This is a genomic window from Sorangium sp. So ce131, assembly GCF_051519095.1.
In the GTDB taxonomy this organism is placed as follows: Bacteria; Myxococcota_A; Polyangia; order Polyangiales; family Polyangiaceae; genus Sorangium.
The window spans coordinates 8366298-8387609 of the sequence record NZ_CP150455.1; the positions used below are offsets into that span (position 1 = coordinate 8366298).

15 protein-coding genes are annotated in these 21312 nt (G+C 72.4%); 5 read left to right on the forward strand and 10 right to left on the reverse strand.

The genetic code is table 11. From position 1 onward, the window contains the following. Positions 1 to 5: 5 nt before the first annotated feature. From WMF43_RS30335 to WMF43_RS30345, 3 genes are all read right to left on the reverse strand, one after another. A complete protein-coding gene (locus WMF43_RS30335; protein ID WP_437669958.1) occupies positions 6 to 956 on the reverse strand; it encodes an AraC family transcriptional regulator N-terminal domain-containing protein in 951 nt (316 codons plus the stop codon). A 99-nt stretch (positions 957 to 1055) separates the two neighbouring features. Beyond that, on the reverse strand, positions 1056 to 3509 hold the full coding sequence (locus WMF43_RS30340; protein WP_437669960.1) for a substrate-binding domain-containing protein: 2454 nt from the start codon (positions 3507 to 3509) through the stop codon (positions 1056 to 1058). 87 nt (positions 3510 to 3596) lie between these two features. Further along, positions 3597 to 4604 carry a LysR substrate-binding domain-containing protein gene (locus WMF43_RS30345; protein WP_437669962.1) on the reverse strand — a complete coding sequence of 336 codons (1008 nt, stop codon included), beginning with the start codon at positions 4602 to 4604 and terminating at the stop codon, positions 3597 to 3599. A gap of 254 nt (positions 4605 to 4858) precedes the next feature. Between WMF43_RS30345 and WMF43_RS30350 the strand changes: the two genes are divergently transcribed. Further along, positions 4859 to 5788 (forward strand): arylamine N-acetyltransferase family protein, encoded by a 930-nt coding sequence (locus tag WMF43_RS30350; protein ID WP_437669964.1) that lies wholly within the window; start codon positions 4859 to 4861, stop codon positions 5786 to 5788. Between the two features lie 131 nt (positions 5789 to 5919). Further along, entirely contained in the window at positions 5920 to 6759 is an 840-nt protein-coding gene (locus WMF43_RS30355; protein ID WP_437669966.1) for a hypothetical protein, read from the forward strand. Positions 6760 to 6923: 164 nt separating this feature from the next. Here the strand turns inward: WMF43_RS30355 and WMF43_RS30360 are convergent, their stop codons facing one another. From WMF43_RS30360 to miaB, 5 genes are all read right to left on the reverse strand, one after another. Then, the gene (locus WMF43_RS30360) at positions 6924 to 7688 is read right to left on the reverse strand and encodes a hypothetical protein (protein WP_437669968.1); all 765 of its coding nucleotides are present in this window, start codon (positions 7686 to 7688) and stop codon (positions 6924 to 6926) included. Positions 7689 to 7753: 65 nt separating this feature from the next. Further along, positions 7754 to 9181: a VanW family protein gene (locus WMF43_RS30365; protein ID WP_437669970.1), complete on the reverse strand. Its 1428-nt coding sequence runs from the start codon at positions 9179 to 9181 to the stop codon at positions 7754 to 7756. Between the two features lie 233 nt (positions 9182 to 9414). Continuing rightward, positions 9415 to 9615, reverse strand: a complete 201-nt coding sequence (gene thiS, locus WMF43_RS30370) for a sulfur carrier protein ThiS (RefSeq protein ID WP_437669972.1) — start codon at positions 9613 to 9615, stop codon at positions 9415 to 9417. After that, entirely contained in the window at positions 9612 to 10199 is a 588-nt protein-coding gene (locus WMF43_RS30375; protein WP_437669974.1) for a gamma carbonic anhydrase family protein, read from the reverse strand. The genes thiS and WMF43_RS30375 overlap by 4 nt, the downstream gene beginning before the upstream one ends. A gap of 1 nt (position 10200) precedes the next feature. Next, the gene (gene miaB / locus WMF43_RS30380) at positions 10201 to 11730 is read right to left on the reverse strand and encodes a tRNA (N6-isopentenyl adenosine(37)-C2)-methylthiotransferase MiaB (protein ID WP_437669976.1); all 1530 of its coding nucleotides are present in this window, start codon (positions 11728 to 11730) and stop codon (positions 10201 to 10203) included. A 313-nt stretch (positions 11731 to 12043) separates the two neighbouring features. Here miaB and WMF43_RS30385 point away from each other — a divergent pair, with 313 nt between their 5' ends. The 3 genes from WMF43_RS30385 to WMF43_RS30395 all read left to right on the forward strand — a co-directional run bounded on the left by WMF43_RS30385 (position 12044) and on the right by WMF43_RS30395 (position 15803). Continuing rightward, positions 12044 to 13879 carry an AMP-dependent synthetase/ligase gene (locus tag WMF43_RS30385; RefSeq protein WP_437669978.1) on the forward strand — a complete coding sequence of 612 codons (1836 nt, stop codon included), beginning with the start codon at positions 12044 to 12046 and terminating at the stop codon, positions 13877 to 13879. Positions 13880 to 14015: 136 nt separating this feature from the next. Beyond that, a complete protein-coding gene (gene pip, locus WMF43_RS30390; protein WP_437669980.1) occupies positions 14016 to 14978 on the forward strand; it encodes a prolyl aminopeptidase in 963 nt (320 codons plus the stop codon). 324 nt (positions 14979 to 15302) lie between these two features. Then, complete coding sequence (locus WMF43_RS30395; RefSeq protein WP_437669982.1) at positions 15303 to 15803, forward strand: host attachment protein; 501 nt, start codon at positions 15303 to 15305, stop codon at positions 15801 to 15803. 6 nt (positions 15804 to 15809) lie between these two features. On the opposite strand, the gene WMF43_RS30400 is transcribed toward WMF43_RS30395, so the two are convergent. Together WMF43_RS30400 and WMF43_RS30405 are read right to left on the reverse strand one after the other, a co-directional pair. Continuing rightward, the gene (locus tag WMF43_RS30400; protein WP_437669984.1) at positions 15810 to 17318 is read right to left on the reverse strand and encodes an OmpP1/FadL family transporter; all 1509 of its coding nucleotides are present in this window, start codon (positions 17316 to 17318) and stop codon (positions 15810 to 15812) included. Between the two features lie 5 nt (positions 17319 to 17323). Beyond that, the gene (locus WMF43_RS30405; RefSeq protein WP_437669986.1) at positions 17324 to 21133 is read right to left on the reverse strand and encodes a hypothetical protein; all 3810 of its coding nucleotides are present in this window, start codon (positions 21131 to 21133) and stop codon (positions 17324 to 17326) included. Between the last annotated feature and the right edge of the window lie 179 nt (positions 21134 to 21312).

Genomic DNA, 21312 nt, shown 5'->3' on the forward strand with positions numbered 1-21312 from the left:
ACGCGCTACGGCTCCCGGAAGCGCGCCGCGTAGTCGCCCGGCGCGGCGCCGAAGCAGCGCTTGAAGTCGCGGGTGAAGTGCGAGGCGCTCTCGTACCCGGCGCGCTGCGCGACCTCGCTCGCGCGCAGGCCCGAGAGCAGGAGGGCCCGCGCGTGCAGGAGGCGCAGCTGCTTCAGGTAGCGCATCGGAGAGGCGCGCGCGACGGCGCGGAACCGATGGGCGAAGTGCGAAGGGCTCATGGCGACGTGCCGCGCCACGTCCTCCACGGACAGCGGCCGCTCGAGGTTCGCGCGGAGGAAGCGCATCGCCGCCTGGATCTTGTCCGCGTCGCGATCGCGCCGCACGGCGCCTCGGACCATCGCGGCGGCCTCCGAGCGGAGCAGGCGAAAGACGAGCTCTTCGAGCGCCAAGGGAGCGACGATCCGGCGCTCCACCGGGTCGCGGATCGCGCGGAGCAGCCGGACGACGGCGTCCTCGATCGGCGCGTCGAGGTCCGAGACGAAGGCCGTCGCCGCCTCGGCCGCAGGCTCGGCGCCCGCGTCGGCCAGCGCGAGCAGCACCTTGGCGATCGCGTCGGGCGGAATCTCGAGGCTCATGGCGAGGTAAGGAGAGGCGCTGTCGGCCTCCGTCACCGCTTCCTCGAAGGCCGCCTCCGTCGCCACGACGGCGTAGCGCGAGGCGTCGTACTCGAGCTCGTGGTCGCTGAAGCGCGCGGTCGTCCTGCCCTGGCCGACCACCATGAGCGTCGGGCCGAGGGCGTGCAGGATCCGACAGGTCGAAGGGCGCGACACACGGACGAACCTCATGCCGGGGAACGCCGCGTCCGTGCATCCTTCGGCTTCCGCCTGGCTGGCGATGAGCGCGGAGCGCTCGCCGGCCGGCGCCGCACGATGGAGCCCGGCGGCGCGCGGGCGCTCGGGCCCGCGCCGGGACCGAGCCTTGGGTGTTTGCAGCATGCTCCAGCGTACCCCGCGCCGCGCAGCTCGCCATTGCGCGAGATCCGGCGCCTCAGGCGCTGACGCCGGTCGATCCTGGCCGCCCCGTATCGACTCGGCTCAGAAGGGCTGGAGGTGCGGTGAGCGGCGATAGACGATCTGGCCGCCGGTCTTCGACAGCGCGTAGCCGAACCCGAGCTCCAGGGTCGAGCGGGTGACGACGCTCCCGAGGTCCACGCCCTGCTCCACCATCAGCCGCGCCGCATCCGGCCGGATGCCGACGAGCACGACCTCGGCGCCGAGCAGCCGCGCCGCCCGCGCCGCGCGCAGCAGGTGCTCCACCGACGCGGCGTCGACGACCGCCATCCCCGTGACGTCGACCAGCACCACGCGCGCGTGGCGCTCGGTGATGTCTTGCAGCATCGACTCGATGAAGCGGCCGGACCGCTGCGCGTCCATCGTCCCGACGATCGGCATCACGAGGATGCTCTGCGCGATGGGAACGACCGGGCTCGAGAGCTCGAGGATCGTGTCGAGCAGCGACTCCTGGTGCCGGTTCGCCTGCTCGAGCTCGACCGTCCGCTCGGTGATCCGGCGGACGAGCCGCTCGTTCTGGATCGCCACGGCCATCGTGTCGGCGACCCGCTCGATCATCGTGAGATCGTCGAGCGAGCACGCGGCACGGCGTTCGCTCTCCAGGACCAGGGCGCCGAACGCGGACCCGCCGGCGAGCAGCGGGACGCCGACCAGGGTGTGCCCCCCCTTCCCGCGCGCCTCGACGACATCGGGCGCGTCGTGGAGCTCGCTCGAGTGCGTGTCGACGATCATCGACCGGGCGGTGCTCAGCACCCGCCCGACCATCGACCTCGCGTCGAGGGGGGCGCGCTCCTCGCGGAACCACTCTTCCCCCGCGTCGACGGTGATGAAGAGGAGGTCCATCGCATGGCTGTCGTGGGGGAGCTGCTCCCTCCGCTTCGCCGCCTTGCGGTTCGTGTCCAGGGCCAGGTAGTCGGACAGGGGGAGCGACCAGGGCGTGCGCTCGATGGTCACGACGTCGATGCCGGTGTCGATGAAGCGCAGCGCGGACCCTCCCCCGGAGCCGGCGCGCGTGGGCAGCCCGGCCAGGGCCGCCTCGACGCCCTTCGATGCCATGCCGTGGAGCAGCTGCACCGCGCGGTAACCCATCTCGTGCTCGCGCTGGACCAGGGCCGCGTGGATGGTCCCTTCCCGGAGCAGCGCGAGCGTGTCCGTGAGGAGATCGAAGGCGACGATCTTGAGCTCCCCCGCCCGCCCCAGCGCCCTCGCGGCCGCACCCCATGCCAGGCCGTTCTCGGCGCAGACGCCAAGGGCGCCGGCAATTCCTCCGGTCTGCACGGCCTCCCGGGCGAGCCGCATCCCGCGCTCGCAGTCGAACCGGTCCTCGTCCGGCGGCAAGAAGTCGAGGGGCGTGCCGGAGACCGTCGCGCGGAATGCCTCGATGCGCTCGCGGCTGTTGATGGCGCTTTCCCAGAACGTCAGCGCGCCGACCTTGCCTCCGCCCGGGAGCAGCCGGGCCATCATTTCCGCGGCGAGCCGCCCCGCCACCACGTTGTCGGTGCCGATGTAGGCTTGAGCGCAACTGCCCTCGACGGGCGGCGTGTCGATCGTGACCACCGGGATCCCGGCCTGCACCGCCCGGCCGATCGCCGGCTCGAGGACCTCCGGGTTGAGCGGCACCAGGGCGATCCCGTGCACGCCCCGGTTGATGGCGTCCTCGAGGAGCGCGCGCTGCTCGGCGGCGTTGCCCCCGAGGGCGTTGCGGACGTCCACGTGGATGCCCAGGTTGCGCGCCGCGACGACGGCGCCGTCATGCATGTTGTTCCAGAACGAGAGCGGCGCCCGCGGCCGGACGCGGTAGATGCGGAGCTCGCGGGCGGCGGCGTCGCCGCGCGAGCCCCCGGAGGGCGCGTCGCCCAGCAGGACGAGGTGCACGGAGCGCCATTGCGGCCTGAGCTGCACGCTCTTGATGCCTTTCGAGATCATCTCGATGAGCTCATGCAGGCTGGTCTGCGCGGCCACCGCGCTCAGCACCGCCTCGAGCACGCGCACTTCCTGGGCCGACCGCGCCTTGTCGTTGTAGAGCTCTCGCCGCTCCAGCGCCGCGCCGGCGCTCTCGGCCAGCGCGCGGAGCCGCGCCCAGCGCTCGCGGGAAGGCGCCTGCCCGTCCGGCTGCTCGACGGCGAGCACGCCGATCGTCTGTCCCTGCACGCGCACCGGGGTGAGGACCACGACCGCGCCCGCGGGCACGAGGTGCAGCGCCGGCGCGCCCGGCAGGTGCTCGCGGTACCAGTCGGCGGCCGCCATGACCCGAGCGCTGTCCTCGGCGTCGAGCGTCGCGATCACGGCGGCCGGCCCCGCGTCGCCGACGACGTCCTGCGGGCTTGCCAGCACGCCAGCGAGGCCGACGGAGGCCTTGTAGACCAGCTGCTCCCCGTCGCGGGCCAGGAGGCTCCCGCGCTGCGCGGCGGGCAACGTGCCCACCGCCTCCATCACGATGCGGTGCAGGGTTGCATGAAGATCGAGACCGGTGACCATACGTCTTGCCTCCCCGCATCCCTCCCCGACGGCGGCGCGGGCCCACGCCAGCAGGCGTGATCGAAGGGCGCCTTGTCAAGGCGTGACCTAGCCGCCGGGGGCGCCGCTCACCTCCTTCGCCCGGTGTCCGGAGGGAGATCGCGCCCGGGCTCGTTGACCGGAGGGCTCGACGCTTGAGCCGGCGCGAGATGTCCCGCGCCCCACGAGCCGCGGGACCTCGATCGCAAGGAAGTCTGCGAGCGCGCGCACCGCCGGGAGCTGTCCACGGCGCGAGGGCACCAGCATCGTCACGCGGTGATCGCCGACGTGCCACTCGGGCAGCACGCGCCGCAGCTCCCCGCGCGCGCGCTCATGCCGGCACGAGTAGTCGGGCAGCGCGACGATGCCGAGGCCCGCCACCGCCGCGCTCATGATCGCCGCGGAATCGTCGGAATGTAGCCGCGGCACGAACGGGATCTCCTCGGCCGCCTCGCGGGAATGCAGCCTCCACACCGCGCGTGAGCTCGCCCCTCCAAGCAACAGCCCGGGATGTGTGCGGAGCTCGTCCGGCGTCGCGGGCACGCCGCGCGCATCGAGGTAGCGCGGCGCGGCCATGAGCACCCATGGCGTCGGCGAGAGCAGCCGCTGCACCAGCGCGGTGTCGGGCAGCGGGCCGCCATAACCGCGGAGCGCGAGGTCGAAGCGCTCCTCGACCAGATCCACGAGGCGGTTGGTCGCGTGCAGGAACACGTCGACCTTCGGATGGCGCGCCATGAAGCGCGGCAACAGCGGCGCGACGAGGTGCTTGCTCATGCCGATCGAGCAGGTGACGCGGATCGTCCCGCTGGGCTCCGCGACGCGACGGCGCGCCACGCTCTCGACGGCGTCCGCCTCGACGCGCATCGCGCGCGCGTGCTCGAGCACCTCTTCGCCCACGGCGGTGATGATGAACTTGCGCGAGGTGCGCTGGACGAGCCGCACCCCCAGCCGTTCCTCGAGGAGCTGGAGACGCCGGCCCAGGGTCGACTTGGGCACGCCGAGCGCGCGCCCCGCCGACGACAGCCCGCCGTGCTCCGCGATCTGCACGAACAGCGCGAGATCGTTCCATTCGTCCATCGGCCTGGGATCGTACCACCTGGTGGACGATCCGTACAAATCAAGCCTCTGGCGGCTCAATCGTCCATGTAGCAGGATGATCACATGAACGATCCGTCCCTGCTTCGAATGATCGGTATGTCCAGCAGCCCTCGGGCGCGCTCGCTCACCACCGCCCTGCTGCACGCCGTTGTCGGGCGCGCGCCGCGCGACGTCGCGGGTCTGGCCGGGTGGGCGCGGCCCCTCGGGCCGCGTCGCGCGCGACAGGAGGCGGCATGATCGCGCTCGACGCCTATCTCGCGCGCATCGGCCACGACGGCCCGCGCGCGCCGACGCTCGATACGCTGCGCGCCATCAGCGTCCTGCACCTGCGCGCGATCGCGTTCGAGAACCTCGACTCGTGGTCGGGACGCCGCGTCGACCTCTCCCCCGCGGCGATCGAACGCAAGCTCGTGCACGGCCGCCGCGGCGGGTACTGCTACGAGCAGAACGGGCTGCTCTCGCGCGCGCTGCGCGCGCTCGGGTTCGAGGTGCGCGGCCTCGCGGCGCGCGTGCGGTGGGGCTTGCCCGAGGGCGAGATCCGGCCGCGCAGCCACATGCTGCTCCGCGTCGAGCTGGCGGAGGGGCCTTACCTCGTCGACGTCGGGTTCGGGGCGAGCGCGCCGGTCGCGCCGCTCAGGCTGGTGCACGACGTCGAGCAGAAGACGCCGCTCGAGACCTTCCGGTTGCGCGGAGAGGATGGCGGTCAGGTGCTCGAGGTGAAGTCGGGTGAGGCGTGGCGCGCGCTGTACTGGTTCGATTTCACCGAGCAGCTCGCCGCCGACTACGACCTCTTCAACTGGTGGGTCTCGACGCACCCCGAGTCGCTCTTCGTGCGGAGCCTGGTCGCGGCGCGACCGACCGCCACCGGTCGCATCACGCTGCTCGACCGCGAGCTCACGTACCGGCACCGCGACGGAGCCGTCGAGCAGCGCACGCTCGCGAGCGCGGACGCGCTGCGCGGCGTGCTCGAGGGGGAGTTCGGGCTCGACCTTTCAGGCCTTGACGGGATCGACGAGGCGTTGCGCCGCCTCGCAGAGGGGTCGAGCGCGCGCGGCGAGCAAGCTTCGCTGCGCGGCAGCGCGCGCCTTTTCGCGGGGGATCGTCACGCCCTCACGCCGGACGACTCGCCTGCGCGGCGCGACGCCGCGCACGGCGCCGCGTAGGCGGCGGGCGTGAAGCCGACCTGGGCCTCGTCCCGCGCTCCGCGACGAGGTGGGTCAACACCGGGCCGTTCCTCCTGGGCGCGAACGGCCGCGGGACGCTGCTCGTCGAGCAGGGGGCCCAGGCCTTCACCGTGGGCGCGCGGATCGAGACCTACTCCTCGTCTCCTCTCTACGCGTCGAGCTCGGCGATCGTGCGCGGCTGGGACGCCGCCTGGACCAACGAGGGGCTCCTGCGCATCGGGACCGTGGGTTACGGCGAGCTCACGGTCGGCGCGTATGGGACCCTCGTGACGGAAGACACGGAGATCCGCTCCGAGTTCGGCGGAGGGTTCGTCCGGGTGAACGAGCCCTACACGTCATGGCGCAACAGCGGCGACGTGACGATCTTCGCGTCGTGGTCGACGTCCCCGTCGCTCCTCATCGACGGGCGGGGCCGGGTCGGCATCGGCGGCCTCCTGCGGGCTGCGCCGCTGAGCGAGGGCGCCGAGCCTGGTCCGGGGCCTGTCGTGCGCCTCGTACGCGGGGAGCTCGAGGCGGGCGCCATCGAGGTCCGGGAGGGCGATCTCGACTTCGCCGGCGGCCGCCTCAGCACCGGCAGCTTCGTCGGCGATCTCATCAACACGCAGGCCGGCGAGCTCTCCGTGGGAGAGGTTTACCCGTCGACGGGCGTGGCCGGCGATTACAGCCAGGGCCCGAGCGCCGCGCTGCACATCGCCGTCGCAGGCCCGGACGCGGCGCCGCTCCTCGAGATGGACGGGGACGTGCGCCTCGATGGCGTCCTGGAGGTGCTCCCGGCAGGCGACGCCGTGTCGTTCCAGGCCGGCGACACGGTGGCCCTGCTCGGCTGGAGCGGCGAGCTCACAGGCACCTTCGCTGAAGTGACCATCTCCCTGCCGCTCGCCCCTGGGCTCGCCTGGGACACCTCCGCGCTGTACACGACCGGGGAGATCACCGTCGTGCCTGACGTCTAGTTCCGTGCCTCATACGTTTGGCCAGGGATCCGGAGAGATTCAACGCAAAGGCGCAAAGGCGCAAAGGCGCAAACCAGAATTTTTCTGTGTTTTTGCCCCCTTGCGCCTTTGCGCCTTGGGTTCTCGCCATCGGCGCCGCGCGGACCCGGGACGAGAACGGCCCGTCACAGCGGGCGACACTTTGGATTGACGGAGTGCACGAGCTGGTCGGCGTCGCCGTGGATCTCATCGATGGCGGTCCCCGTCGGGCACTTGACCACGTACGATGTGCTGTTGGCAGTGCCGAGGCCAGGGACGACATTGGTGCTGCCGTCGCCCATCTTCCACGCTTCGATCGTCTGGCACAGCAGCTCGATCCGGTAGACCAGGGAGTCGACCCAGATGTGGATCCCGACCAGGACCTGGCTCGCAGGGCAGATCACGCTGCCCGGCGAGCCGCCGTCGCCGCCGGCGCTCACGGTCTGGAAGGCGGTGCCCAGGGTGCCGTCGCCGGCGAGCGGCGCGCAGATCAGGCCGATACGGTCGATCGAGAAGCCGCTCCGGCCGTGGACGCCGACGGCCACGTTGCCGCTCCCACAGGGGATCTCGTAACCGATGTCGCCGGCCGCGCCGCCCGCGCCACCAGCGCCGCCCGTGCCGCCGGCGCCGCCCGTGCCGCCCGTGCCGCCGGCGCCGGCCGTGCCGCCCGCGCCGTCCGCGCCGCCAGCGCCGCCGCTGCCCGCGTCACCGCCGGCCGTACCACCGCCGGCCGTACCGCCGCCGCCGCCGGCTGCGCCGCCGCCCGTCGTGCCGGCGGTGCCCGAGAAGTCGAGCTCGTCGACCCCCGAGATCGCGTTGCATGCCGCGCTCCCGCACAGGAGGGCCAGCGCCGCGGCCATCACCGCCGCGCGCTGGCTCCTCACCACGAACACAACATCGCCCAGGTTCATCGCCAGCTCCTCGAAGACGCGGGCCCCGAGCGCCCTCGCTCGGGACCGCTCAGCACGGCAATCGCTCACATCGAGAACCCGTCGCCCTGCCCCTCCGGCGGCGGCTCTTCGCCTTCCAGCCGCTCCTCCACCGCCTTCGCGTGCTCCGGGAGCTCCGGGAGCGCCTGCGGATCGTAGTCCGGCGCCACCCAGAACACCTCCGGCGCCGGCTTGTACTCGCTCGTATAACTCCGCTCGCCGACGCGGCCGTCCTTGTAACGGACGGTCACGAACGACCTCACGTCGTACCCGCACGAGCCCTTCTGGTGGCGGCGCACCTTGCCCTCCGACAGCTCGGACTTCACGTAGATCCGCCGGATGAAATCGTCGGTGTGCTCCGCGTCGATCTGGTGCGCGACCTCCGCCACCGGGTCGCCGCCCAGGATCTCCACGCGGATCACCGTGGGCGACGGCAGGTACGCGTGGATCATGATCGGGAAAGGGAGCGTGTTCTTGATCTTCAGGTCCGACTCCGGATAGGTCACCATCGCGTCGAGGCCCATCGGGATGTAGGCGCTCGGGCGGGAGTGGCTCTGTCGGTCCAGCGTGTCGAGCGCGCCGAAGAGCGCCGCGGCGAAGAGCGTGCTCGAGACCTGGCACGTCCCCCCGCCGTAGCCGGGGACGGTCTCGTCCCCGAGGATCTCCGGCGCGATCGTGAACCCGTTCTTGCGCGTCCGCGGGCCGACGCGGGTGTTGAACGAGAACGTCTCGCCGGGCGCCAGGATGGTGCCGTCGATCCGCGACGCCGCGTTCGCGATGTTCGCCGCGCGCCCCGCCTCCTTGCCGTGCCGCTTGAACTTCGTCTCGTACGCCGCGACGACCTTGCTGACGTCCACGCTCACGAGGTCCGCGACGACCACCGCCGCCGACAGGTGCCGGACCTCGAGCGCGATCGTCTCCTCCTCGCCGTGCTCCCCGGCCCGCAGCGCCTCGATCGAGGCCTCGACGTCGAGCTCCCGGCCGGGCTGCTCCGGGATCTTGCGCCGGTTCGCCAGATCGAGCCGCGCGTCGACCGGCGCCCGGTACACCTGGGGGGCGAGCCGCTCGAGCAGCGCGCGGGCCTTCACCTCGTCGACCGACCAGACGAGCGGCACGTCGATCTCGCCGCGCCGCGCCCGCCGGGCCTCCCGGATCCGGTGCGACCACGGGCCCTCGTGCCCCACGACCGACGCGGCCGCGAGCGTCGCCGCCACGTCGACCTCGACGCCCGCCTCCCCGAGCGTCGCGGTGAGCTCCACGTCGTCGTGGCGGAGCCGGACCACGCGCGCCCGGAGCGCGTCGCGCCGCGCCGCGAGCCAGGTCCCAGGCGACGCCCCCTCCGGGATCACGCGCTCGCCGATCGAGAGGCCGCGGACCACCGGCGAGGCCGGCAGCTGGTCGCGCACCAGCACGGCGGCGCCCACGCCCGCCGAACCGCCGAGCGCCAAGACCAAGACGAGGGCCCTCGTATCCACGGCAGCTCGGCATGCTAGCCGGATCGCGTACGAACTGGAAGATCGCTAGGACGTCGAACGGCCGGAAGAGGGGAGAAAAAAACGCAAAGGCGCAAGGCGCAAAGGCGCAAGAACAGAGAAGAAAATCTCTTAATTTCTCTGGCTTTTTTGCGCCTTTGCGTCTTTGCGCCTTTGCGTTTTTTTCTCCCCCTCCACAGAGGGCTCGCGGCGAGCGTCAGAGCCGCCCGCCGGACTCAGCCGCCGCCGACGAAGTGGACGATCTCGATCACGTCGCCCTCGGCGAGCTTCGCGGCCGTGTGCTCGGCCCGCGGCACCACCTCGCCGTTGCGCTCGACCGCGACCGGCCCCTCGGTCAGCCCGAGCAGCTCCACGAGCCCCCGCACCGTGACCGCCGCCGGCACGTCGCGCGCCTCCCCGTTCACCGTGATGTTCATGGCTTCTTCACCTCTCCCGTCGCGGCGGCGCTCGCCGGGGCCCCGCCGGCCACCTGCGCGGCCGCGGCGAGCGCCTCCCGGAAGCGCCTCGCGTTCTCCACGTAGCTCGCGGCGCCCATCCTGCCGAGCTCGGCCTGGTCCGGCCGCACCTCCCCCATCACCTGGGCCGGGTTGCCGCGCACCAGCGACCTCGGCGGGATCACCTTCCCCGGCGGCACCACCGCGCCCGCGGCGATCACCGAGCCCTCCCCGATCGAGACGTTGTCGAGCACGATGCTCCCCATCCCGATCAGGCACCCGTCCCCCACGGTGCAGCCGTGCAGGATCGCGCCGTGCCCGATCGTCACGTCCGCGCCGATGATCGTCTCGGAGACGCCGCCCGTCAGGTGCAGGCACGCGAGGTCCTGCACGTTGGTCCGCGGCCCGACGCGGATCGCGCCGATGTCCCCGCGCAGCACCGCCCCGAACCACACGCTCGCCTCGTCCCCGAGCACCACGTCGCCGATCACCGTCGCGTTCGGCGCGAGGAACACGTCGCGCCCGAAGCGCGGCGACATGCCGCCGAGGTCGAGGACGAGCGCCACGTCAGCCCCCCTCGGCGGCGATCACGGGCAGCACACGCCGGATCGGCCGCGCCGCCTCCGCGCCGGCCGCGACACCCCCGCCGGCCGCAACCCCCGCGCCGCCCCGCTGCCTCGGCCGGGCCGCCGCGCGCGCCGCCTCGGTGAGCTCCGCCTGGAGCGAGTGCTTGTTTGCCCGCGCGATCGCGACCTCCACGACCTCGCCGAGCAGATCGAGCTCCCCCGCGCCCTCGATGTGCACGATCTCGTGCCGCCCCGTCCGCCCGGACCAGAGCGTGCCGCCCGCGCCGCCGTGACCGCGCTCCTTGTCGCGGCCCTCGACGAGCACCTCCTGCGTCGTCCCCACGAGGCCCTCGAGGTGGGCGGCGAGCAGCGCCTCGCTCGCCTCGAACAGGCGCGCGAGCCGCTCCCCCTTCACGTCCTCGGGCACGTCGTCCGGCAGCTTCAGCGCGGGCGTGTGCGGGCGGCGCGAGTACTTGAAGCCGAACAGCCCCTTGAAGCCCACCTCGCGCACGAGCGACAACGTCGCCGCGAAGTCGTCCTCCGTCTCGCCGGGGAAGCCGACGATGATGTCGGTCGAGAGCGTCAGCCCCGGGACCGCCTCGACGAGGGCCCGCGTCCGCGCCACGTACTCGGCCCGCGTGTAGCGGCGGATCATCCGCCGGAGGATCCGGTCGCTGCCCGACTGCACCGGCAGGTGCACGTGGCGCGGCAGCACCGCGAGCTCGGCGTGGGCGCGGATCAGCGAGGGCGTGAGGTGCCGCGGGTGCGGGCTCGTGTAACGCAGCCGCGCGAGGCCGGGCACGGCCTCCGCGATCCGGCGCAAGAGCGCCGCGAACTCGCTCTCGTCCGGGTCGTCCTCGCTCGCCCCCGGCGCCCGCGGCAGCGCGCCGAGCGGGTCGCGGTAGCTGTTCACCGTCTGCCCGAGCAGCGTGACCTCGCGGACCCCCGCGGCCACGAGCGCCGCGATCTCGGCCACGACCTCGTCGCTCGGCCGGTACCGCTCCGGCCCGCGGGTGTACGGGACGATGCAGAACGAGCAGCGCTCGTCGCAGCCCTTCATGATCGTGACGAACGCCGCGGGCGCGCCCGCCTGCGCGCCCGCGCCGGGCGGCGGCGACGCCATCAGGAACCGGGGCGCGTCGACGTCGAACACCGTGCGCGCGACCGGCAGCCCGCCGAGGGCGAGGTCGCCGAGCAGGCCGGGCAGCTCCGGGATGTTGTCCGGCCCCACCACGACGTCGATCGCCCGCATCTGCTTGAGGAGGCGCTCCCCCTCCTGCTGGGCCACGCACCCGGCCACGACGAGCACCCGGTCGCCGCGCTCGCGCTTCCAGCGGGCGAGCCGCCCCACCTCGCTCCGCAGCTTCTGCTCGGCCTTCTCGCGCACGCTGCACGTGTTCAGCACGAGCACGTCGGCCTCGTCCGGGCCGCCGGCCTCGGTGTAGCCGGCGCGGCGGAGCACGTCGTGCATCCGCTCGGAATCGTGCACGTTCATCTGGCAGCCGAACGTCGTGATCGCGTACCGGGGCATGGAAGCGATGACCCTGTAACAGAAGGGGCCCGAGGCCGCCACCACGCGTGTGGCCCAGGCAGGCGCAGCCAGGACGGCGAGCCCGGCGACGCGCCGCGTCCCGGCGCCACGCCCTCTCTCTCCATGCCCGCGCCCGCGCCCACGCCCGCGCCGCGCAGCGCGGCACGCCGCGCGCGCACACCCCACGGCGCACCGCGCACGGCACAGGGACAGATCCGTGGCCCGGCTTCGCCGACCACGCCGCCGCGCGCCGCGGAAACACTGCAGGCGCCGCACGGCAACATGGTAAAAAAACGGCCGAGGAGGAGGCCCAATGGCGAACCTGGAGAACCTGGTAGAACTGCTGGATCGCTCGATTCACCAATACGGCTCACGGCCGCTGTTCGGCACCAAGACGGAGGGCCGCTGGGACTGGATCACCTATGCGGAGTTCGGTGAGCGCGTCGCCAGGTTCCGCGGCGGCCTGGCCTCGCTGGGCGTCCAGCGGGGCGATCGGGTGGCCTTCATCTCCAACAACCGGGTCGAGTGGGCGGTCGCGGCGTACGCCTGCTTCACGCTCGGCGTCTCCGTCGTGCCGATGTACGAGGCCCAGCTCGCGAGCGAGTGGGAGTTCATCATCAACGATTGCGAGGCGGTGGCCGCGATCGTCGCCACGCCGCAGCTCCTCGCGAAGTGTGAGGAGCTCTCCGCGAGGGCGCCGTCCCTGAAGCACCTCATCTGTCTGTCCGAGCCGAAGGGCGACGGCGGCGGCGCCTCCGGCGCCAAGACCACCTCGTACCGGGCGCTGCTCGACGCGGGCGAGAAGAGCCCGGCCCCGGCCATCCAGCCCTCCTCCAAGGACACGGCGTGCCTCATCTACACCTCGGGCACGACCGGCAATCCCAAGGGGGTGATCCTCTCGCACGGCAACATCACCTCCAACGTCTGCGCCGTGCTCTCGAGCATCCCGTTCGGCGGCGGGCACCGCAGCCTGTCGTTCCTCCCGTGGGCCCACGCGTTCGGCCACACCTGCGAGCTCCACCTGATGATCGCGGTCGGCGCCGAGATGGCGCTCTGCGAGTCGATCGACAGGATCGTCCTGAACCTCGCCGAGGTGAAGCCCACCGTGCTGATGAGCGTCCCCAGGATCTTCAACCGGATCTACGAGGGCGTACACAAGCAGATCGCGGAGAAGCCGGCGATCGTCCGGAGCCTGTTCCGCGCCGGGCTGCGCGCCGCGGCGAAGCACCAGCGCGGCGAGGCGCTCGGGCTGGTCGAGCGGCTCACGCTGGCCGCGGCGGACCGGGTCGTCTTCTCGAAGCTCCGCGCCAAGTTCGGCGGCAACCTGAAATACGCGATCAGCGGCGGCGCGGCCCTCTCGCGCGAGGTGGCCGAGTTCGTCGACGCGCTCGGCGTCACGGTCTACGAGGGCTACGGCCTGACCGAGACCTCGCCGATCATCACGGTGAACACCCCGGACGCCCGCCGCCTCGGCAGCGTCGGCAAGCCGATCCCCGGGGTGAGGGTCGTCATCGACACGTCGCGGTCGCACGACCCGGCGCAGGGCGAGATCGTCGTTTACGGGCCGAACGTCACGGCGGGTTATCACAAGCGCGACGAGGAGAACCGCGCCGCCTTCACGGAGGACGGCGGCTTCCGCACAGGCGATCTCGGCTACTTCGACGGCGACGGGTATCTCTTCATCACGGGCCGCATCAAGGAGCAGTACAAGCTCGAGAACGGCAAGTACGTCGCGCCCGCGCCGCTCGAGGAGAAGCTCAAGCTGTCTCCGCTGATCAGCAACGCGATGGTCCACGGCGACAACCGCCCCTTCAACGTGGCGCTGATCGTCCCCGACATGGCCTCGCTCATCGTGTGGGCCCAGGGCAAGGGCCTCTCGTTCGACGGGTCCGGCGCGATGCTGAAGGACCCGCGGGTGGTCGCGCACGTCCAGGAGGAGGTCGACAAAATCTCCTCTGAATTCAAGGGGTTCGAGAAGATCAAGAAGATCGCCCTCGCGGCCGAGGATTTCACGGCGGAGAGCGGGATGCTCACGCCGACCCTGAAGCTGAAGCGCCGCGCCGTGATGGAGAAGTACGGTCCCGAGATCGAGGCGCTCTACGGCGGCGCGTCGAAGGCGGCGCCGCGCCAGGCCGCGCGGGTCGCCTGAGCCGCCGGCGCCCGCCGCGCCGCGCCGAGCGAGGCCGCGCGAGGCCGCGCGGCCAGGGTGCCCCGCGGAAGGTCCTCTCCCTTCCCGCCGCCGGTTGGCGTAGGCTGCGCGCGCACGTCCACGGATGGGGAGCGGGATGACGACGACAGGCACGCCCAGACGAACGCTGTACCCCGAGATCGAGCCTTACCGCGCCGGGAGGCTCCGCGTCTCCGACCTTCACGAGATCTATTTCGAGGAGTCGGGCAACCCGCGCGGCAAGCCGGTGGTCTTCGTGCACGGCGGCCCCGGGGGCGGCACGGAGCCGAAGCAGCGGCGCTTCTTCGACCCGGCCGCCTACCGGATCGTGCTGTTCGACCAGCGGGGCTGCGGCAGGAGCACGCCGCACGCGTGCCTGGAGGAGAACACCACCTGGCACCTCGTCTCGGACATGGAGGCGCTGCGCGAGCACCTCGGCATCGAGCGCTGGCAGGTGTTCGGCGGCTCGTGGGGGAGCACACTCTCGCTGGCCTACGCGGAGAAGCACCCGGATCGGGTGACGGAGCTCGTGCTGCGCGGCATCTTCCTCCTGCGCAAGCAGGAGCTCGACTGGTTCTATCAGCGCGGCGCGGGCGCCATCTTCCCGGACGCCTGGGAGGAGTACCTCGCGCACATCCCGGAGGCCGAGCGGGGCGACCTGCTCGGCGCCTACCACCGGCGGCTCACGAGCCCCGACGCCGAGGTGCAGCGGCGCGCGGCCCGCATCTGGAGCGTCTGGGAAGGGCGGACGAGCTGCCTGTTCGTGAGCCAGGACCTCGTCGCGAAGACGGCGGCGGAGGACTTCGCGCTCGCGTTCGCCCGGATCGAGTGCCACTACTTCATGAACAAGGGGTTCTTCACGACGGACACCCAGCTGCTCGACGACGTGCACCACATCCGCCACATCCCGACGGTGATCGTGCACGGCCGCTACGACATCGTATGTCCGGCGGAGAGCGCGTGGGCGCTGCACCGGGCGTTTCCCGAGGCCGATCTCCGGATCGTACCGGACGCGGGTCACTCGGCGATGGAGCCGGGCATCCTGCACGAGCTGGTGGAGGCGACGGACAGGTTCCGTTGACGGCGCGCGCGGGTGGCTAACGCCGCCCGCGGGTGGAGCCCCGCAGCCGAGCCCGGCGCTCGAGACTACACCGAGCGCCGTAATCGACATTCATCCTCTTCCCGACAGGCCCTCTCCATTCCAGCGTGATCCCGCGCCGTCCCGGGCGCGTTCAAATTCAGGGCCACACGCGCCGCCATCGCCGATGAGCCTGCCAGTACCCTGAGGCCAGGTGCACTCCGGTCGAATCTCGTCGGTTTGGTCTCTTTGGCCGCTTGCGCTGGGGGGGGTCGGTCTCTAACGTAAACGTAGACAACGGGAAGAGTTGATCACCTGTGGAGGCTTATGGCGAACAAGGCAGCACGGAAGACATGGATCCTGGTCGCTGACGCAAGCCGGGCTCACCTCTATCGCGAAGAGTCTGCGGGCAGCAGCTTTGCCCTCCTCGACTCCTTCAGCCACGAGGAGAGCCGGGCGCGCGTGCGGGATCTGATGGCCGACGCGCACGGCCGGAAGCCGAACGGCACCCCGGGCGGGAACGGCAACATCAGCGGCGGCGGGGGTGGACCCTACCTCGGCCGCCCGGGCGCCGCGCCGGACACCGATCCCAAGGAGGTCGAGAAGCAGAAGTTCGCCCAGGAGCTCGCCGAGACGCTGGAGAAGGGGCTGAACGAGCACGCGTACGAGTCGCTGGTGATCATCGCTCCGCCGCACTTCCTCGGCCTGCTCCGCGGGACCGTGAGCAAGCAGGTCAGCAACCACATCGAGACGACGGTGGACAAGGACCTGAGCGGGCTGGACGCCCCCCGGCTCACCGAGCGCCTGCGCGAGCTGCGCGCCGGATAACCGGCCTCACTCCCTGGTCGCCGGAGCGCCGGCCGCGCCCTTCGCGGCCGGCGCTTTCGCCTGCGCGGGCTCGAACGTGTAGGCGAGCCCGAGCCCCAGCACGTTCGCGCGGGTGCTGTACGCGCCGCCGTTGATGGTGTTCGGGTTCCGCGGCGGGTTCGCCCGCACGGGGCTCACCTGCGCGAGCCGCGCGTCCCTCGGGTCGACGAGCACGTCGGAGACGAAGACGTGCGCGTAGGTCACGTCGAAGCGCCACGGGCCGAGGTGCACGCCGACGCCGGCCGCCGCGGTCACCTTCGTCGCGTCGAGGGTCATCACCGAAAGGTACGCGGGCGGGACGGCGCTCTGCTCGACGCTGAGCCCGGCGCGCAGGTCCCACGCCCGGTCGAGGAGCTGGATCGTGTACTCACCGCCGAGCCTGGCCGAGAGCGCGTTCTCGAACTTGCGGGGAACGGCCACCGGCGGGACCCGGTACTCCTCGGGGAACCCGGCGACGTTCCGGAGCACAACGCCGTCCGGCTCGACGAGGATCTCGTCGTGCATGCCCCAGCCCTCGACGCCGACCCCGAGCTCGACGCGCAGGTCGTCCGTCGGGCGCGCCTCCACGCCGGCGCGGAGGATCCAGGGCAGCTCGAACGACACGTCGGCGTCCTCGCCCTCCTGGACGGCGCGCTCGAAGACGGGCGCCGCGGGGAGCCGCGTCCGCATCGCGGCCGGGGCGCGCACCCAGACCGGCAGCTGGAAAGACGCGCCGATACGCCACCTCGGGCTCGGGATCACGAGCGCGCCGAGCTGGCCCGTCGGCGCGACGATGGGCCCCACCTCGAGCTCGGAGTGGATGTCCCACTCCGGATCTTCGGGCGCGCAGAACATCCGCTCGGGGACGCAGCCCGAGAGCGCCACCCTGCTGTTGAGCGCGCCGACCAGCGCCCCCAGCGCGGCGCCGAGGCGGACCGAGCGAGACGGCGCGTAGGCCGCGCCGGCGCCGAGGAACGCGAGCGTCGAGCCCTCGATGTTGAACAGCGCGTACCGCTGCGGCGCGGGCATGCCCCGCACCTGCTCCGGGTAGCTGGCGAGCGCCGCGTACGGCGCCCACACCCCGCCCCAGACGACCCACCGCTCGTCCACCTTGAACGACGCCGCGAGCGTGGGGATCGGCAGCACCGGCGCGCTGCCGGTCACCGGGTCCATCGTCTGCACGAAGCTCGTGCCCGTCGGCTCGCCGGTGTTCGGGTCGACCTGCCGCAGCAGCGCCTGGCGCGTGTACTCGCTGCGCCACTCGAACAGCCCGACGTCGAACAGGACCTGGGCGCCGGCCTCGTAGACGCCCGCAGGGTTGTAGGCGATGGCCCCGAGGTCGTCGCCGCCGGCGATGAACGCCCCGCCGCGGGCCAGCGGGCGGACGCCGCGATCGGTGACGTAGATCCCGGCCCCGCGCGCGTCGCCCGGGGACGCCGCGAGCGCCGCCGCGGTCGAGGCCGCGAGCAGCGCGGCGCGGATCGTGGGCTTCTTCACGCGGATCACTCGTGGGGCCGCTTGGTGAGGATGGCGTAGATCTGCTCGAGCCCGCGCGTCTCATCGAGCAGGAAGTCCCGCGTCGAGCGGAGCACCTGGCGGTAGTCCTCGGCCGAGAGCGGCTCGGCGCTCGCCGCGTCGACGCGGTTCACGTCGGCGATCGCCTCCAGGAAGACCTGGATTGGCGCGCGGCCGTCCGCCATCGGCGCCACGAGGCCCGGGAGCACGTGGTCCATCACGTGGTGCTCGTCGAACTGATCCTCGCCGAGGGCCTTGAGCACGCTGAGCCCGGTGTCGGCCGCGCCCGGCCCGTCGGGATCCCCCTCCGGGGCCAGCGCCACCGCCCCGGCCTTGAGGATCGGCGCGAGCGTCTCGTCGTCGGCGAGCACCTGGACGCCGTCGATCACCGTCGCGAGCAGCGCCTGGAACACCTCGCCGTCTCCTCCCGCGTCTTCCGCGTCGAGCAGGTAGGTGAGGAATTTCTCGAGCTCCCGCCGCGCCGGCTCGTGCGCCCGGACCGACTCCGCCACGTCGACGAGGCCGGCGAAGAGCGGATGACTCACCAGGTCGACCACCTTGGCGCCGAGCTCCTTGCGCGCCCACGGGCACTTCGCGGTCGACTCGCGATCGGGGCAATGTGCGTTCAGCTGCTCGCGGAGCACGCGCAGGACCGCGGCGCCGATCGTGGGGATCGCGCGGTTCTTGAACCGGGTCTGGTCCCCTTCGCCCTCGACGGCGAGGAGCGCGTCGACGAGCTCGCCCGTGGCGCGGTCCCACTGGCCCTTTCGCGTCGCGGCGTCGGGCGTGGTGCTCTGCGCGAAGCGGGCGTCGATGCGGTTCAGGGCGTCCGCGAGGAGGGTGAACACGGTGAGCTGGTCCTGGGTCCGGCCGTCGGCCCAGGTGGCCGTCTTCTTCCCCCATCGATCGACCAGGCCGACGCTGGTCGCGTAACGGGTGCTGAAGAAGATGCGCGCGAGCTTCTCGATCACCTGCGCCTTGGTCCACGTCACCTGACCGGCCCCGGGCCCGCGCTGCACCGGGATCTTCGCCGACGCGTCCGCCAGCATCTGCGAGAACGCGACCGTGGACTCCATGACGTCGTCGGCCTGGAGGGCGTCGGCGAGGAGCGGCTCATAGGAGTTGCCCCCGGCCTCCGAGCAATAGGCCGGGTTGGTCTGGGGCGTGCCGCTCTTGCCGCACTCCGGGCCGTGCTCCTTGCCCGGCCAGTGCCGGTAAAGCGTGCTGAGGAGATCGACGAGGAGCTCCTCTCCGGTGGTGTCCGGGGCGACGTCGGCGAACGGCTCGACGAGGGGGCCCAGGTACGCGCCCAGCCCGAGCCGCTCCAGCAGGAAGGTCGTGCCCGGGTGGCGCACCCGGATGAGGCCCTCCGGGGAGGTACACTCGTTGACGCCTTTGCCGTTCTTCGGGCAGAGGTTCGTGCCGGCGGGCTCGAGCGACCCTGAAATGAACTCGTTCGTGCGCTCGTTATCGAGCGCACGCAGCGGATCGAGGTCGAGCAGGTCGCCGGAGAACCTCTCCGAGTCTGCCCCGAAATAGATGAGCCGGCTGAGCGCGGACGGCGTCGGGTGGCTCGTCAGGCCCGTGATTCCGCTGGAGTCCTCGAGCACGCCGTCCGTGACGAGGAGGCCGATGGCCGTGGGCTTCACGTCGAGCTCGGCGCGTTTGTCGTGGTCTTCGGGAAGGAGCGAGTCGAGGTAGAAGGCGGCCAGGTTGTCGATCTGGAACAGCTCGCACTCGTCGTACGTGAGCAGGGGAATCGTGACGCCGAACGCGATGAGCTCCGCGTCTTGCTTGTTGCACTGGCGGACGCCCGCGGTGTCGTGGATGAGGTGAATCAGCCGCTCCATGGCCGAGCGGTTGTCGCCGATCTTGGGCTTCTTCTGATCCACCGGCGTCCGCGGGTCCGCCGGCGCCGGCGGCTCGACCGTGAGGTTGATCGCCGGGCCGTTCAGGTTCTCGGGGTCGTACGCGAACTGGTCGCGGGTCGTGGCGAGGGTCGCGATCGCGTCGCCGAGGTGCCGCGCGCCGCCGCGCGGCGTGAGCAGCGCCTCGGCGTCGAACGCCTCGAGCAGGCGCGCCACGAGGCCCGGCTGGTCCGCGATCCGGCCGAGCACCGCCGCGAGCTCGTCCCAGAGCGGCGCCCCCTCGGCGATCTGCGCGGGCGCCTCCTTGCCCTCGGCCGCCAGCCGGTCGTGCTCGCGGGCGACGTCGCGGATGCGCAGCGCCGAGCCCATCATGCGGGCGAGATCCGCCTCGTGGTTCTCGAGCAGGTCGATCAGCGTGACGAGCAGGACGTCCGACTCCCGATCGGCGAGCACCTGGCCGAGCGCGTGCGCGAGGTCCGCGAGCGGCGAGTCCTCGCCCCGGAAGCGCCGGTACGGCAGGCAGCCCGCGCACGCCGTGCCCGGCGGCTCCACGGCGCCCCGGGCGAAGTCGTACGTCGCCTCCTCGCGGTCGCCGTAGAGCAGGTAGGCGCCGGCGAGCGTGTACATGAGCCCCTCGTGCTCGGTCTTCCAGGGCTCCGCGTCGCCTTCGCCCACGTAGCGGGTCGCGTCGACCAGCGGCACCACCGAGCGCAGCGCCGCGGCGGCGAGCGTGCGGGAGGTGTCGATGTACTCGTAAAGATCCGGCGAAAGCGGCGCGAACGGGTCCACGCCCTCCGCGAGCGCGGTGACGCCCGGGATGGCGAACGGCGGATCGACCTCGGCCGGGGCGCCGGACGTGCCCACGAAGCGGCCGAACGTGTCGACGTCGGCGAGGCCGTCGCCGTCCTCATCGGCGAACGGCGCGGGGAGGCTGTCAGCGACGCGCGCGACGAGCGCGAAGCCGCGCCGGTCGCGGCGCACGACGGGGCGCGGCGGGGCGCCGTCGCTCGCGGCGAAGCGCGGGTCCTCGGCGAGCGCGACCGCGCCCGCGAGCTCGATCAGGGTGCGCGGCCGGCTCGGCTGCGCGGTGGCCTGCGCGACCACGAGCGGCGCCTCGCGCGACGTGTCCGGCTCCATGGCGCGCAGCTCGCCCTTGCCGGCGGCGAGCAGCGCCTGGAGCGCCGGCGCGCCCGCCCCGCCGGGGCCGAGGACCTCGAGCGACGCCCGCGTCATCGCGCGGAGGTCGGGGTACTCGAGGGCCGCGCGCGCCGCGCCGAGCGCGACGTTCGCCGGCCGGTAGCCCCGCCGCTCGCCGATCTGCGCGAGCTTCCCGGTCGCCTCCTCGCTGCCCCCCAGCGCCTCCGTGAGCCGCCCGAGCGCCCGCGTCGACGCCGGCACGACCGCCGGCCCCTCCGGATCGAACGGGTTCGTCTCGTAGAGCGGCGCCAGCGCGTGCGACATCTCCAGGAAGGCGTCGTGCAGCCGGATCGTGCCGCCCTCGCCGGGCGCGCGGCTCTCGATCTCGATGTCCGGCACCGCGGCGTTCACCGCGCGGATGAGGTCGCTCCGCCAGCGCGCCATCGTCTCGACCTTCGCCACGCCGAGCCGGCGCGCCTCTTCCGCCCGCTCCCCGCGGACGGGCGGCAGCAGCGAGAGGTCGACCTTGTCGTCGTAGCGGAACGCGCCGTCGCTCTCGTAATAGTGGCAGACGCGCTGGTACGAGGCGCCGAGGTGGTCCTCGTACAGGCTCGACGCGCCCACGCGGTCGCAGAGCACGCCGAAGACGTCGTCGCCGAGCGTCGCCTTGGGGGGCGCCTGCCGCGCCGTATCGAGCGGCTCGTGACACGACGCCGCAACAGCGCCGGCTGCGGCGAGCGCGGCCAGCCGAAACACTCCCGCGGCCGAGAAACGCAACGTACGCCGGCGCATGACAACCTCCCGAAGGCACCTTCAGGGTAGACGATTCCGCTCCGGGTGCGTAGCGGCTTCGTGTCGGCCCACGCGGCGCGACGGCGCGACGGCGCGACGGCGCGGCCGCGGCGAGCGGCCGCGGCAGTAACGCGCCGCGCTCCGTTCCGCGTCATCGCTGCCGCGACGGACGCGGGCGG